The organism is Dolomitihabitans soli (genome assembly GCF_022213955.1).
GTDB classification, from domain to species: Bacteria; Actinomycetota; Actinomycetes; order Streptosporangiales; family Streptosporangiaceae; genus Streptosporangium_A; species Streptosporangium_A soli.
Genome location: NZ_JAKNTW010000011.1, coordinates 283,407 through 297,770 on the forward strand (window position 1 = coordinate 283,407; position 14,364 = coordinate 297,770).

The 14,364-nt window shown below is 68.7% G+C and carries 12 protein-coding genes; 5 read left to right on the forward strand and 7 right to left on the reverse strand.

What is annotated here, in order from left to right:
• Positions 1–11: 11 nt before the first annotated feature.
• From MBA17_RS24820 to MBA17_RS24835, 4 genes are all read left to right on the forward strand, one after another.
• Positions 12–2,090 carry a beta-galactosidase gene (locus MBA17_RS24820; RefSeq protein ID WP_238498964.1) on the forward strand — a complete coding sequence of 693 codons (2,079 nt, stop codon included), beginning with the start codon at positions 12–14 and terminating at the stop codon, positions 2,088–2,090.
• Between the two features lie 391 nt (positions 2,091–2,481).
• Positions 2,482–2,886 (forward strand): integrase core domain-containing protein, encoded by a 405-nt coding sequence (locus MBA17_RS24825; RefSeq protein WP_238498965.1) that lies wholly within the window; start codon positions 2,482–2,484, stop codon positions 2,884–2,886.
• A gap of 230 nt (positions 2,887–3,116) precedes the next feature.
• Positions 3,117–3,743, forward strand: a complete 627-nt coding sequence (locus MBA17_RS24830) for a ClpP family protease (RefSeq protein ID WP_238498966.1) — start codon at positions 3,117–3,119, stop codon at positions 3,741–3,743.
• A complete protein-coding gene (locus MBA17_RS24835) occupies positions 3,740–4,330 on the forward strand; it encodes a ClpP family protease (RefSeq protein ID WP_238498967.1) in 591 nt (196 codons plus the stop codon). Before MBA17_RS24830 ends, MBA17_RS24835 begins: the two co-directional genes overlap by 4 nt.
• Before the next feature lie 26 nt (positions 4,331–4,356).
• Here the strand turns inward: MBA17_RS24835 and MBA17_RS24840 are convergent, their stop codons facing one another.
• Complete coding sequence (locus tag MBA17_RS24840) at positions 4,357–4,713, reverse strand: helix-turn-helix domain-containing protein (RefSeq protein ID WP_238498968.1); 357 nt, start codon at positions 4,711–4,713, stop codon at positions 4,357–4,359.
• Positions 4,714–4,950: 237 nt separating this feature from the next.
• The gene (locus MBA17_RS24845) at positions 4,951–5,430 is read right to left on the reverse strand and encodes an aldehyde dehydrogenase family protein (protein WP_238498969.1); all 480 of its coding nucleotides are present in this window, start codon (positions 5,428–5,430) and stop codon (positions 4,951–4,953) included.
• A gap of 195 nt (positions 5,431–5,625) precedes the next feature.
• Here MBA17_RS24845 and MBA17_RS24850 point away from each other — a divergent pair, with 195 nt between their 5' ends.
• The gene (locus tag MBA17_RS24850; RefSeq protein WP_238498970.1) at positions 5,626–6,633 is read left to right on the forward strand and encodes a hypothetical protein; all 1,008 of its coding nucleotides are present in this window, start codon (positions 5,626–5,628) and stop codon (positions 6,631–6,633) included.
• Between the two features lie 574 nt (positions 6,634–7,207).
• On the opposite strand, the gene MBA17_RS24855 is transcribed toward MBA17_RS24850, so the two are convergent.
• The 5 genes from MBA17_RS24855 to MBA17_RS24875 all read right to left on the reverse strand — a co-directional run bounded on the left by MBA17_RS24855 (position 7,208) and on the right by MBA17_RS24875 (position 14,324).
• Positions 7,208–9,232 (reverse strand): PQQ-like beta-propeller repeat protein, encoded by a 2,025-nt coding sequence (locus MBA17_RS24855; RefSeq protein WP_238498971.1) that lies wholly within the window; start codon positions 9,230–9,232, stop codon positions 7,208–7,210.
• A gap of 535 nt (positions 9,233–9,767) precedes the next feature.
• The gene (locus MBA17_RS24860) at positions 9,768–10,589 is read right to left on the reverse strand and encodes an endonuclease/exonuclease/phosphatase family protein (RefSeq protein WP_238498972.1); all 822 of its coding nucleotides are present in this window, start codon (positions 10,587–10,589) and stop codon (positions 9,768–9,770) included.
• A complete protein-coding gene (locus MBA17_RS24865) occupies positions 10,586–12,151 on the reverse strand; it encodes a glycoside hydrolase family 13 protein (RefSeq protein WP_238498973.1) in 1,566 nt (521 codons plus the stop codon). The genes MBA17_RS24860 and MBA17_RS24865 overlap by 4 nt, the downstream gene beginning before the upstream one ends.
• Positions 12,148–13,479, reverse strand: coding sequence for a Gfo/Idh/MocA family protein (locus MBA17_RS24870; RefSeq protein WP_238498974.1), 1,332 nt, complete (start codon positions 13,477–13,479; stop codon positions 12,148–12,150). The genes MBA17_RS24865 and MBA17_RS24870 overlap by 4 nt, the downstream gene beginning before the upstream one ends.
• 5 nt (positions 13,480–13,484) lie before the next feature.
• Positions 13,485–14,324, reverse strand: a complete 840-nt coding sequence (locus MBA17_RS24875) for a carbohydrate ABC transporter permease (protein WP_238498975.1) — start codon at positions 14,322–14,324, stop codon at positions 13,485–13,487.
• Positions 14,325–14,364: the final 40 nt, after the last annotated feature.

The following is a 14,364-nucleotide window of genomic DNA, read 5'->3' on the forward strand; positions in this document are numbered from 1 at the left end:
AGGGAACACACGTGCCCCGAGTGCTCTTCGGCGCCGCCTACTACCCCGAATACCACCCCGGTGAGCTGCTGAAGACTGACCTCGACCTGATGGCAGAGGCGCGCTTCTCCGTCATCCGGGTCGGCGAGTCCGTCTGGTCGACCTGGGAGCCCGAGAACGGGCGCTTCAACCTGGACTGGCTCCAGCCCACGCTTGACGGCGCACACGAGCGCGGCATCGGCGTCATCCTCGGCACCCCGACCTATGCCGTACCGCCCTGGCTCGCCCGCCAGTACCCCGAGATCGCCGGCGAGCGGGGCGCGGGACGGCGCATCCCGTGGGGCGGCCGCCAGGAGATGGACTTCACCCACCCGGCCTACCGTTTCCACGCCGAGCGGATCATCCGGCGCGTCGTGGAGCGGTACGCCGGCCACCCGGCGGTGATCGGCATCCAGGTGGACAACGAGCCCGGCCTGGTGCTGCTGCACAACCACGGCGTCTTCCAGCGCTTCGTTGATCACCTACGCGACCGCTACGGCGACGTGGAGACGCTCAACGAGGAGTGGGGCCTGGTCTACTGGTCGCATCGCCTGTCGACCTGGGCAGACCTGTGGACGCCGGACGGCAACGCGCAACCGCAGTACGAGCAGGCCTGGCGTCGCTTTCAGGCCGAGCAGGTCACCGAGTTCATCGCCTGGCAGGCGGACATCGTCCGCGAATACGCCAGGCCGGACCAGTTCGTCACCACCTGCGTCTCCTACGATCGGCCCGGAGTGGCCGACGACGAGCTGACCCGGCGTCTCGACGTCACGGCCGGTAACCCGTACTACGCCATGCAGGACGGTCTCGCTCTGCCCGCCGGGCAGAGCGGCCCGCAGCTGTGGGACACCCACGACACCTGGGCGTTCTACCTCAGCGCCGACCGGATGTTCTCCTCACGTCAGGAGCCCTTCCTGGTCACCGAGACCAACGCGCAGGCCATCGGTCCGTCGTGGATGAACCATCCCGCGTACGACGGTCAGTGGCGGCAGGCCGCCTGGGCGCTCGTCTCGCGGGGCGCGAACATGATCGAGTACTGGCAGTGGCGCACCCTGGTCTTCGGCACCGAGACCTACTGGGGCGGTGTCCTGCCGCACAGCGGCCGCCCGGGCCGCGTCTATCGGGAGATCGCCCAGATCGGCGCGGAGCTGGAGACGGCCGGCGAGGTGGTCGCGGGCCTGATCCCGGACGACGACGTTGCGATGCTCTACTCCACGCCGAGCAAGTGGGCGCTGACCGCCCAGCCAGCTCTGGCGCTGCCGGACGGCGGCCCGGACCGGCGTTCCTACCAGGGCATCTTCGACCCGTTCTACCGTGGCGCGTTCGAGGCGGGCCTCCAGGTGCGGGTGCTGCACGCGGCTCAGGCGGTGGCGGCCGAGCCGGGCGAGCTGGCCGCACGGCACCCCGTCCTCGTCGCCGCCGGACTGTACGCGGCCGACGACGCCACGCTGGACTGGCTGGCGGCCTACGCCTCGGCCGGCGGCCACCTGGTGCTCGGGCCGCGCACCGCCTACGCGGATCACGAGGCACGCGCGCGCCGCGAGATCCAGCCGGCCCGGCTCGCCGAGACCGCGGGCGTGTCGTACGACGAGTTCAGCAACCTGTCGGCCGACCTGCCCGTGCAGGCCATGCCTGGCTCACCGCTGACGCTGCCGTCCGACGCCGCGGGCACCCGATGGGTGGACGGCGTGCACGCGCAGGACGCCGAGGTACTCGCCGACTACCGGCACCCGCACTTCGGCCGGTGGGCGGCCGTGACCACCCGCCCGTACGGCTCAGGCCGCATCACCTGCGTCGGCACCATCCCCAACCCCGGCATGGCCACGGCGCTGTTTCGCTGGCTCGTCCCCGATGCCGGGTCGTGGGGCGGCATGCCGGCGGGCGTCACCTCAACCGGCGCCGTCACGGCGGACGGGCGGCGGCTGCGCTTCCTGCACAACTGGACCTGGCAGGAGATCGCCGTCACGGCACCAATCGCGGTGCGCGACGTGCTCGCCAGCGCTGACCATGCGACCGGTGCGGAGCTACGTCTCGGTCCATGGGATGTACGCGTCCTGCTGGAGATGCCATAGCCGTCGCTGCGCCATGGCCCGTCGGGCCGGGGCCGCCTCCTCGGCCGCGGGGGTGCACGCGGTGCCGCACGCCATGCGCGGGCAGGGCGTGCGGCGATGTGGAGGCTGCGGCGCTGAGGGCACACGTCACTGGATGAGGGCGCGGATGGGATCGCATTCGGCGTCGCCGCGCCGGACCGGCCCCATCCTGGCATGTGCGGTGCCAGAACGACGAGTACTAACGCCGGCGCGCCCAGATCGCCCGGCTTACGAGAGAACTGACCGCGGTCGAGTAGGCGTCCAGTATTACGCGGCAGTACACCTTGCCCACGACACCCGGAGACCGCACCTGGCCGGAGTGACCGCGCACCCGACCGGGGCGTGGACGGTGCAGCAGGCCCGAAATCTCGTGATGGACCTGGGGAAGCGTATCGCCGGGCTGCGGTTCTTGATCCACGATCGCGACCCGCTCTTCACCTCCGCCTTCCGGGAGGTCTTCACGGCTGAAGGGCTCCGGATCATCACCACGCTGCCGCGGACGCCGAGGATGAACGCCATCTGCGAGCGCGTCATCGACACCCTGCGCCACGAACTCCTGGACCGGATCCTGATCCTCAATGAACACCACCTGGCACTCGTGCTCCGCGAATACCTGACCCACTACAACGGGCACCGGCCGCACCAGTCGCGGCACCAACGTCCCCCGGACATCGCAACGCAGCCCGCCCGGCACGTGACCGACCTCAACGACCTACGATCCATCCGCCGAAAACCCGTCGTCACCGGCGTGATCAACGAATACCACCACGCCGCTTAACCGCAGCTCAGACCACGTAACGCAATATTCGAGCGGCACATGCACACCCACGTGGATTTCAAGCGCAGGGGCGGTAGACCCGAACTAGACCACTACGTGCGTATAGGCGTGGGCTTTTGAATACAGTTGCCCTGGACTGGCATTGGCCCTGGAGGTCACGCTGCTCAGAGCAGATCTGCCCCAGGCGGATCGTGTCGACGCCGATCCGGATCACCCCACATGATGGACGTATGAGAGAAGAATCGAAACTTCCGCTGTTCAACGAGCGGGTAAGACGCGAGCTCTACGAGCAGCGTGTTCTCGTTCTCGACGGCCCTCTCGATGATGACAATGGGACGCTGCTGGCCACGCAACTGATGGCACTCGCCACGCAGGACGCGTCGACCGACATCGCATTGTGGATTCACTCCCCGGGCGGCTCGGTCCCCTCGATGCTGGCGATCCGCGACATCATTCGACTCGTTCCCTGTGACGTATCGACCCTCGTGCTGGGCATCGCTTACAGCGCCGGGCAATTCCTGCTGTCATCGGGGGCCAGAGGGAAGCGCCGCGCCCTGCCGCACGCACGCGTCCTGATGCACCAAGGCTCGGCGGGAATCGGCGGCACCGCAGTCGACATCGAACTGCAGGCCGGCGACCTTCGGCATACTCGCGACACGGTGCTCGGTCTTATCGCCGAGGACACGGGTCAGCCCGTCGAGCGCATATTCGAGGATTCTCTGCACGACCGTTGGTATACAGCGCAAGAGGCCCTGGAGTACGGCTTCATAGATGCAATCGTGCAGAACTTCGGCGAAGTCGCGCCACACAATCGCCCGCGGCCCGGATTCGGCGTCACCGAAGGAGTCGGTCAGTGACCACATATACAATCCCGAACGTCATCGCTCAGAATCCTCGTGGCGAGCGGATCATGGATGTCTACTCGCACCTGCTCACCGAGCGAATCGTCTATCTGGGCACCGCGATCGACGCGGGCGTCGCGAACGCGCTCATCGCGCAGCTGATTTTTCTCGAGTCAGACAACCCCGATGCCGAAATACAGTTCTATATCAACTGCGAAGGCGGAGACCCGAGCGCAATGCTCGCGATATACGATACTATGCGCCATATCCGGCCGCGGATTTCGACAACCTGCGTTGGGCAAGCCGTCGCGGTGGGTGCCGTCCTTCTCGCGGCGGGTGCCGAGGGAAAGCGTGCCGCTCTCCCACACGCACGAGTAATCCTGCACCAACCGGCCGCTCAAGGGCGCGGAACGATCCCCGATCTCATCCTGCAAGCCGACGAGGTCGTACGTGTCCGGGCAGACATCGAACGCATACTGTCACGGCACACCGGCCAGACGATCGAGACCCTACGCGCCGACACTGATCACGATCGCGTGTTCACCGCGACCGCGGCCTTGGAGTACGGGCTCCTCGATCAGATCATCGAGGAGCATTCATAGCCCCGTGAACGACCCGGCAAGCCGCGCTATGCGGCCAGAGCATACGCCGCCGAGCAGGTAGCACCCCTCGACGCGCTGTGCTGAGCAGACCGCAGGTTCTCGGTAACAGCAAGCGTCAGCTCGACGAGGGTCACATCCAGCGCGCCGGCGACCGCAGCGATCATTTCGCTCGACGGCTCTTTGACGCCTCGTTCCATCTCGGAGAGATATTGCGGCGACACTCCGGCGCGACTTGCCGTCTCGCTCAACTTCTCGCCCCGCTCTTGACGAAGGCCTCTCAGACACTCACCGAGCACCTGCCGCCACAACGGCTCGCGAGCCGGAGAGGGCTTGAGGGCGGTCCGGTCGATCGCTGGACGTAGCGGCGGGATGGAGGAGGCCATGCCTCCCACCATAAATAGGCAGGGTGTTCGAGTTCTGCCGGCTTCGCGCAGAGCAGAACCAGTCCCTGCCTCCTCCGCTCAGCCTCAGGGCACATTTGCGCGCGCACCGAGTGATCGCTGTGGCGGCGATCGATCCGGCGCCCCGCCGGGCCGACCGGGCGGACGTTCCTGCACAGCCCTGGGCCGGGTCGGAGGCGACCTCCCGGCGCGTCCGGCCCGCCCGCACAGGGTCGCGCGTCACACCGCCTGGCTCAGCATCTGCTCCGAGGTGAACGCCAGCAGGCCGGACAGGCGGCCTTCGTGTCCAAGACCACTCTGCCCGAACCCACCGAACGGAGTGTCCAGGCTGCGGATCGGCATCGTGGTGGTGAACAACGGGGCCCCCAACAATCCCAGGGTGTTGTTCGTCGGTGGCATGGTGCCGTCGCTGCAGTTCCGCGTGGTGAGTCTGGCCGGCCCCGGCGGCGCGCTGGTGGCCTCGCTACCCGGTTCAACGATCAACGTGGGCATCGCGTTCGGCTCGGTCGCCGACGGCGTGGCGATCAGCGACTTCAGCGCCTCGGCTCCGGTGATCGCCGGACTGATCATCGCGCTGATCGCCATCCCAGCAGCCTGGGCCACCAGTTTCCTCAAGTCGCCGATGGTCCAGGGAGCGGCGGAGCTTGCCCCTGATGCCGCGTTGTACACGCGCCGGCCATGCACACCACCATTGCGCACCTGTGAGAGACCTCCGTAGTGTGAGCTTCCCCCACCGATGATCGGAGTCTCGTTGCACGAGATGGAGCGACGCTTGCCGACCAGCGGTCCAGGTGGGAAATGAGTCCGGAGATCCCCGGACCCTGGCCGGGGCCCGATTACACGGCGGGGGCAAACGGATCCGGAAATGATGGGGTCGAGATCGACCGCAGGGGTGTGCGGGCCGTTTCCGGCAAGCTCATCCAGCTAGCCCACGACGGCAGCGACAACAGCGCGATCACGCATACTCAACTCGTCATGGGCTTCCCCTGGGAGTTTCCCAACGACCTCGCCAGGTGTCTCCACGGCGCCGGCCAGTCGGTGCGCATTTTCTGGAACGACCTGCACGCCGAGATCGGTACGGCCGGAGTCCTGACCGAACGAGCCTGTACCAGATATGATCTTGTAGATAATCCCCGGCTCGGTGACATGCCCTTCCTGGAGGCGGGCTCCGAGGGAGTGCGGCCTCCCGACCGGCTTGGAGAGCGGCCTTCCATTCAGTTCGGTGGTCCGAGCCGCCTCTACCCCAACGGTAGTGAGCCGCTGCCGTTGGTGGTCGATGACGGCGTCGAGCGGGTGACCGCGGAAATGGCGGTGACGAGTTTCTACCGGCCCTCGGCCGGTGATGGTATCCCGGCGTTCCTCGAGCAGCTGATCGGCTCCCTGGTCGACGTGGCGAACACCCTGCCGCTCCGGGCGCGGGACCTGCACGACGCTCCATGGAGCGGTGAGACCGCCGACCTGACGCAGCGCGCACTGCGGCAGATCTACGAAAATGTGATCTACCTGGCCACCTGGGCTGACACCCTGAATGCGGCGTGCAGGAGGTTCCTGGAAGTCGTCGACTGGTACGTCACGAACTTCCACGAGATGGCGGACCCGAATCGTCGCTACTGGGATGAGCTCCTTGATTTCGGCAGCACGGCGGACAGCCGGACCCGGAGTTTCCTCAGGGCGGCGAACCTCCAGTTCCTCGAGGTTTTTGACATGATTCCCCAGCCCTTCACGGAGAACCTTCCGGGCCTGATGGTGGTCGACGAGGATCTCGAGTGGAGCCGCTACCAGGTCTGGTGGCACCAGAAGTACGGCTCAGCAGCGCCCAACCTGCGCAGCGGCCAGCAGTGGGTGGAGGAGCACCAACGGCTCCTCGAAGCCCGGGAGGCGGCGGAGCGGACGTACGGCTAGGGTCATCAACCGCCTGGCCTGACCCTGCGGGTCGCGCTTCCGTGGACGGACCGGCGCTCAGGGGCCGTCGATGGCTGATGGAACAGCTCGAGTACGCCCTCCACCTGCCGGTCACGATCTGGTACGGCGTACAGGGGCGTCAGGTGAGTCGTCGAATTCGCCGTACAGGAGTGCCGGCCCATGTCCGGCTGCGGCGGAGTACGGTGCACTGGTCGTGGAAGTAGACGAAGCCGCGGGCATCCGGTGAGCCTGCCGCCCGGACCTCGGTATCACAAATTAGACCAGTGGTCGGCGATGGCGTTACGACCGCCTGGGCGACTCAACGCTGGTACGGCGAGGTCATCGCCGAACCCGGCTCCATGGTCGAACCGTACCTCCGGGAAGCCGGGCCGCCCACGAGCATCCCGGAGGCCGTGCACTCCGGATCCTGGGTCACCGAACCCGAGGACCACGGACGGACCTGCCTGGAGACCTATCTCTTCCTCACCGGGCGCATGAGCGGCCGGTTCATCAACCGTGCATGGCTGGGCGAGAAGAGAAGCCTCTACACGCGGTGTCTCAGTCTCCTCGGGGGTCAGCCGGCCGTGACGCGGTACAGGACGTGGTCGTCGGAGATGAAGATGCGGCCGTCGGGGTGGACGGCCAGGTGCTGGGCCTTCTGGTCGACGACCAGCTGGCTGGTGCGCGTGGCCGGGTCGCACGAGAACACCAGGTGGTTCTGGACCAGGGCGTAGATCCGGCCGCTGCGGTCGCGGGCGAGCTCGCCTGCGGTGCTGCCGGTGTCGGGGGCGAGCTGCACTCGGTGCACGACCTGCCGAGTGGCGACGTCGAAGGCGAAGAGCTGCCCGTCGGCGAGCCCCCAGACGAGGCCGGCGGAGTCCACCACGAGGCCCGGGATCGTCTCGGCTCCCGGGACCGGTGTCACCTCGAAGGCCTTGCCGCTGGAGACCGCCCACCCGAACAGGCGGGCCTCGGTCTGCGTCGGGCTCGGCACCGTGTAGCCGCCGTGAATCGAGGTGCCGCCGATGATCAGGCCGCCCGCGTAGGTCAGGCTCACGACGGACTGGTCGGTGACGACCGGCAGGTGCACGGTCGCCTGCAGGGTGGCCTTGTCGACGGTGACGAGGGCGCCGCCCAGGGTCGTCACATCCGGCATGGTGCCGTAGGCCATGTGGGTGCCCGCGTCGGTCATCGCCCGGGCGCGTGCCTGATGCTGCGCCTTCAGGTCGATGAGTTTCACCGGGTTGTCGGCCGTGCCCGGAGGCCCGGGCGCGTATTCGGGGCTCGACCACGGTAGGGAGGGGTCGTAGCGGTACAGCCGGGAGTCCGGGTAGCCGCCGATCCAGATGGCGCCGTCGATGTCGCGGATGCTCTCAATCTGCGCGAACCGCTGGTAGGTCGCCTCCCCCGTGCCGGGATCGACCTCGGCGTAGCCGCTGAGGTAGCCGCCCGCGTACACGGTGCCGTTCGCGCCCGCGTGGAGGCTCGCGACCTGGATCGGCTCGCCGGGGACGTCGGTCTGGATGGTGGCGCTCTGGCCGGTGATGGGGTTGTACTGGAACAGGGCGCCCCGCCACAGGAGCCCCACGACGGACAGGCCGGGCCAGCCCTGCCGGTCCAGGTCGGCCCAGCCGATGCCGCGATTGTTGGCCACCCGGCCAGGGATGTAGGGCTCGACCGGGGTGAGGCGGCGCGTGCGCGGGTGGTAGGCGGTGAGGCGGTTCTTCTGCGTGAAGTACACCTCGCCCCGACGGCCGGGCGGTGAAACGTCGAGCCCGGCGACGCCGTCGATGAGGTCGGTCCACTTCCCCGCCTCGATGTCGTAGACCCCGAGCCTGCCCTCGATCGCGACGCCGAACCGGGCGTAGAGCCGGCCGTCGTAGACGTTGAGGTCATGGGCGGTGATCCCGATGCCGTCGCCGATCCCTTCGGGGAGCGGGAGCTCGCGCATCTTGCCCGTGCGCTTGTCGATCTCGAAGATGTGCGCGTCCGGCTGGGTGCCCGCGTAGATGTGGGAACCCCAGAGAGTGGTGCTACGCACGTACTCGAGCCCGGGCAGGAGCTGGCCGTAGTCCCGCGTCTGGCCGGTGCGCGGGTCGTAGCGGAAGACGCGGCCGCCGGGGTACGTGCCGCCGTAGAGGCGGTCGTCCTCGTCGACGGCCAGGCGGTAGATGTAGCTCTCGGAGGGAAGGGGCCGGCCCAGGTCCTCGATCGGGCTGTCCGGGCCCGGCCGGCGGCGGTAGAGGCGGCCGCTGGTGTAGGCACCGACGTAGATCGTGCCGTTCCGGGTGGAGACCACGGCGTAGGCGCCCGGCGTGCCCTCCAGGGGCTGGCTGGTCAGCGTCTTGCCGGTGGCGGGATCGACCGAGTTGAGCCGGGCGGGCTCGCCGGACGAGGCGGACCACAGGACCGGCTTCCCGTACGGTCCTCGGGCAACCGTGCCGCCGATGAGCAGGACGTCCTTGAGGGGTGAGCCCAGAGCGTCGACGACGGGGGCAGCGGCGCTGGCAGCGGCAGTGCCTGGCCGCAGTATCGGGCCGGCCAGCGCCGCGACCGAGGCCGTGGCGGAGACCGCGAGTAACCGGCGACGTGTGAGCATAACGGGATCCTCCAGCGGTTACGGTCCTATCCGTTATTTGAAGGACCACGTTAGGCGTTCGCGAAGGCGCTAACAAGAACATTACGGTCTTCACCGATATTCATTCGTATAGGCGCTCCAGGACCGCTGCCACCCCATCCTCGTGGTTGGCCAGGGTGCGCCGGACGATCGCGGACAGCACCGTGCCCGCGACGACTGAGAAGGCGCTGACCCACTGCCCCCCTCAGCGCGCACGAGCACACCACGCGGACGACTTCGGTCTGCTCGTGCGCCTTCATCCTGGCCGCGGCGGGACTGCTGGTCGGTAAGCGGGGCCACCTCACGCTGGGGCTGCGCGCTCCATCCGCGCTCTCATCCTGCGCTTGGTCCGGGAGAATCCGGGCTGGGGCCGACTCGCAGCGTCCTCCACGAATACTCACATGCCGCTTGAACTGCACGGATGGAGTTTTCGGCAGGCGCACTGGCCCCCCTCAGCGAACTCACCGCCCCGCTCGTCGAGGCATCAGGCGACACGGTTCAGATCGGGACCTGGACATCAGGCAGGTGACGGCAGCTGGACGTCGACCACGACGGGGAAGTGATCCGAGGCGTCGGTGTTCAGCACGGTGGCCGAGGTCGCCCTGACGTCGGTCGAGGACATGATGTAGTCGATGCGCGTGCGCGGGTTGTCCGTGCTGTAGGTGAGACCGTCGCCCTGGCCGGCCGTGTCCCAGGCGTCGGCCAGGGACTCCTTGAGCGTGACCATCTCGGCGGAGTCCGGCAAGGCGTTGGTGTCGCCGGTGAAGATGATGGGGTCGCGCGACTCGGCGAGCAAGTCCCGGATAGCGGCCACCTGGGCGATGCGCTCGACCTGGGAATTGTGCTGGAGGTGCGTGGTGAGGACGCGGACGTCGACGCCGTGCACCTTGATCCGCGCCTCCAGCAAACCCCGCTGCTCCCCGCCTTCCGGCCGGGGGAGCAGCGTGTTCCGCGACTCGCGGATCTTGTAGCTGGACAGGATGGCGGTGCCGTACTGCTGCCTTTCCGCGCCGGGCTCGGGGGGATCGCGGTCGATGTTCGCGCCGAAGACGGCGTGCATGCCGAGCCGGGTGCCCAGCCACTTCGCCTGGTCCACGAAGTCGGAGCGCACGCTGTGGTGGCGGTCCACCTCCTGGAGGCCGATCACCTGGGCGCCGGAGTCCTGGATGACCTGCGCGATCCGTTCGAGGTCCAGCTTGCCGTCGTTGCCCACGCCATGGTGGATGTTGTACGTGGCGACGCGTAACTGCCGGACGCTGTCGGCGTGGGACGGGGTGGCGGCGAGGGACAGGACGGCGATGAGCACGACGATCAGGGCGCGGACGCGGGAGTGTGTCACGGTTCTCCTTGATGTAGCCAGGCCGCCGTGTCGGGCGGGAGCAGGCCGTGGGCCAGGTCGCCGCTCAGCAGCAGCACCCGGGTGTGCGTGGGTAGTTCGATCGGCGCCCGCGACAGGTTGACCAAGCAGGTGAAGCCGGGGTCGCGGGTGAAGGCGAGCACGTCGGGCCCCGCGGGCAGCCACGTCATCGTGCCGTCGCCGAGAGCGGGCTCGTCTCCGCGGATCCGCAGTGCGGCCCGGTACAGCGACAACATCGAGTCCGGGTCGCGCTCCTGCGCCGCGACCGTGAGCGCGCGCCACTCCGGCGGCTGCGGCAGCCACGTACGTGCCGGGCCGAACCCGAACGGCCGGTCCGCCCCCTCCCAGGGAATCGGCACTCTGCACCCGTCGCGGCCGAGCTCCGCCCCGTTCGTACGGCGGGTCACGGGATCCTGTCGCAGCTCCGCCGGGATGTCGAGGACCTCCCACAGGCCGAGCTCGTCCCCCTGATAGAGGTAGACGCCGCCGGGCAGCGCCATGGTGAGCAGCGCGGCGGCCCTGCCCCGCCGGGTGCCCAGCGCGAGATCGGCGGGCTCGTCGCGGGTCCGCTGGGTGTATCCGGTGTCGCTCCGGCCGTAGCGGGTCACGTGCCGCGTGACGTCGTGGTTGGACAGCACCCAGGTCGGAGGCGCCCCTGTGGGCGCGTGCGAGGCGAGCGTGGAGTCGATGACGGCGCGCAGCCGGCCGGCCTCCCACGGGCTGCGCAGGAAGGGGAAGTTGAACGCCGTGTGGAGTTCGTCGGGGCGCAGGTACCGGGCGAAGTGGGCGGGGTCGCTCACCCAGATCTCGCCGACGAACATCCGTTCGCCCGGGTAGGAGTCGAGCAGCTTGCGCCACGAGCGGTAGATCTCATGGACCTCCGGGCGGTCGGCGTGCGGCTGGTCCATCGGATCGGGGTCGGGACCGAGGTCGGGCAGGCCGTCCGCCTTCACCAGCCGGTCGGCCACGTCGATGCGGAAGCCGTCCACGCCGCGGTCGAGCCAGAACCGGAGGATCGACTCGAACTCCGCCCGCACGTCGGGGTGCTCCCAGTTGAGGTCGGGCTGGGACGAGTCGAACAGGTGGAGGTACCACTCGCCGTCGGGCACCTCAGTCCAGGCGGGTCCGCCGAAGCGCGACGGCCAGTCGTTGGGAGCGTCCCGGAAGTGGTAGCGCTCGCGTTCCGGCGACCCGGGTCCGCCGGCCAACGCTGCTCGAAACCACGGATGCCGGTCGGAGGTGTGGTTCGGGACGATGTCGACGATCACCCGCAGCCTGTGGTCGTGGGCCTCGGATATGAGGGCGTCAGCCTCCGCCAGCGTCCCGAAGAGCGGGTCGATATCGCGGTAGTCCGCGACGTCGTAGCCGGCGTCGGCCATCGGCGACACATACCAGGGGGTGAGCCAGAGCGCGTCCACCCCGAGCTCGCGCAGGTAGGGCAGGCGAGCGCGCAGCCCCGCGAGGTCGCCCACGCCGTCGCCGCTCCCGTCCGCGAAACTGCGCAGGTACACCTGGTAGATCGCGGCGCCCCGCCACCAGCTCAAGCCTCCCCCCACAGCACCGTGCGGCCTTCCAACCGCGATCTCTCGGCCGCGAAAGCCATCCGGTGGCTGTCGAGGGACGCCTCAAGAGAGGTCGCCGGAGCGCCGCCGCCGGTCAGCGAGGAGACGAAGGCGTCCATGAGCCCGTCGTCGCCGCCCGAATGGCCGCGATGATCCTTCGTCTCGCCCTCGGCCGGACCGGCGAGCAGCTCGATCGCCTGGTGCCGCAGGGGGCCTCGCCTGCCTCGTACGACGTCTCTGGCGTGGGGCAGTTCGGGCAGGACCGCGGTGAGGGAGAAGAGGTCGATCTTCACCGACCCCGACCGAACATGCCCCGCGATCTCCCCGCCGGTCCCCGTCAGCCGCACCGTCCGGGTGTTCTGCCCGGTGAAGGCCGAGGTCGACAGCGTCGCGGTGAGACCGCCGGGAAAGGACATCACGGTCTGCTGGTGGTCGACGACGTTGTTGCCGCCCGCGAACACGCATCGGCCGTACGGCCCGTGTTCGAGGGCTCGCAGCCGTCCCTCCGGCGAGGTGTCGGCGCCCAGCAGCGCCACCGGGGAGCCGTGCACGTCGCGCAGCGCGTCCACGTAGTAGCGGGGGGCGTAGAACGGGCAGTCGTCCGCGTGCGGGCAGCCGTCCAGGCATCGCTCAGGAGCGCCGGGCGGCGCGTTCTCCGGACGGAAGTAGGTCAGCTCGCCCACGCTGGACACGCTCACCGGAGGAGAACCGGCGAACCAGCGGATCACATCGAGGTCGTGACAGGTCTTGGCGAGCACCATCGGGCTTGACGTCGAGGAGTTTCGCCAGTTGCCGCGCACGTAGGAGTGCGCGAAGTGCCAGAAACCGATGTTCTCCTCGATGCGCATGGTGACCAGGCGTCCGATCGCGCCGCCCGCCACCAGCTGGTGCAGGGTCTGCCAGAACGGCTGGTAGCGCATGACGTGGCCGACGGAGATGCGCGCGTTCAGGCGGCTGCCGCCGTCGGCGAGTTGCTCCAGCTCCGCCGGCGTCGACGAGACGGGCTTCTCCACGAGCACGGCCAGGCCGCGGCGGGCCGCCTCCAGCGTCGGCGCGACATGGTCACGGTCGGGCAGAGCGACGATCACCCCGTCCAGGTCCAGGTGCTCAGCGTCGGCCAGCAACGGCTTCCAGTCGTGGTAGCGGCGCTCGTCCGGAACCCCCGCCGTGGCCGCGAGGCCGTCCCGGCGATCCGGGATCGGGTCGGCCACGGCCGCGATCTGCGCCCGCTCGGGATGCTGGACGATCCATTGCCCGTAGGAATCCCTCCCGCGGCTCCCGGCGCCGAGGACGCCCAGCCGAACCGGCATGTCTTTCATCCTTTCTCCGCTCCGGCAGTGAGCCCGGAGATCAACAACCGCTGCGCCAGGAAGAACCCCGCGACCACCGGGATGGTGACCGCGATGGACCCGGCCATCAGCACGGTGGCCGGCACCGAGAACTCGGTGAGCTGCGAGATGCCCAGCGCCACCGTCCAGCGCGGCCGGTCGTGCACGAGGAACAGCAGCGCGAACAGGTACTCGTTCCAGGCGATCATGAAGACGTACAGGGACGTGGCGGCGATGCCCGGCAACGCCATCGGCAGCACGACCCTGCGGATGAGAGCCAGCCGCCCGCAACCGTCGATCATCGCCGCCTCCTCCACGCTCGCGGGCACGGCGATGAAGTAGTTGCGGAGCATGTAGAGCGCGACCGGCACTGTCTGGGCGATGTAGACCAGCACCAGCCCGATCAGGGTGCCGGTCAGCCCCACCCGGCTGAGCAGCACGAACAACGGAACGGCCAGGACGATGCCGGGGAGCATGTAGACGCCCAGGAAGAGGACGTTGACGGAGCGGCGCCCGAAGAAGTCCAGCCGGACGGCCGCGTACCCGCCGAGCACGCTGAACAGGACGGCCAGGACCACGGTCGCCAGAGCGACCTGCAGCGAGTTGAGCATGAAGCCGCCCAGTCCGTACTCGCCCATCGCGATGGGGTAGGCCTCCAGCGTCACCTCCTCGGCCGAGGGGATCAGCGACAGCGGCGCCGCGGCGACCGACGCGAACGGCCGCAGCGACAGCAGGAAGCCGTAGACCGGCGGGCCCGCGCACACGATGACCGTCAAGGTGATGACCAGCCATTTGAGCACCCCGAGGATGCGATCTCCGCCGTTCATGCCGCCTCCTTCGTCGGCAGCATGAACGGCAGCCGGCTGT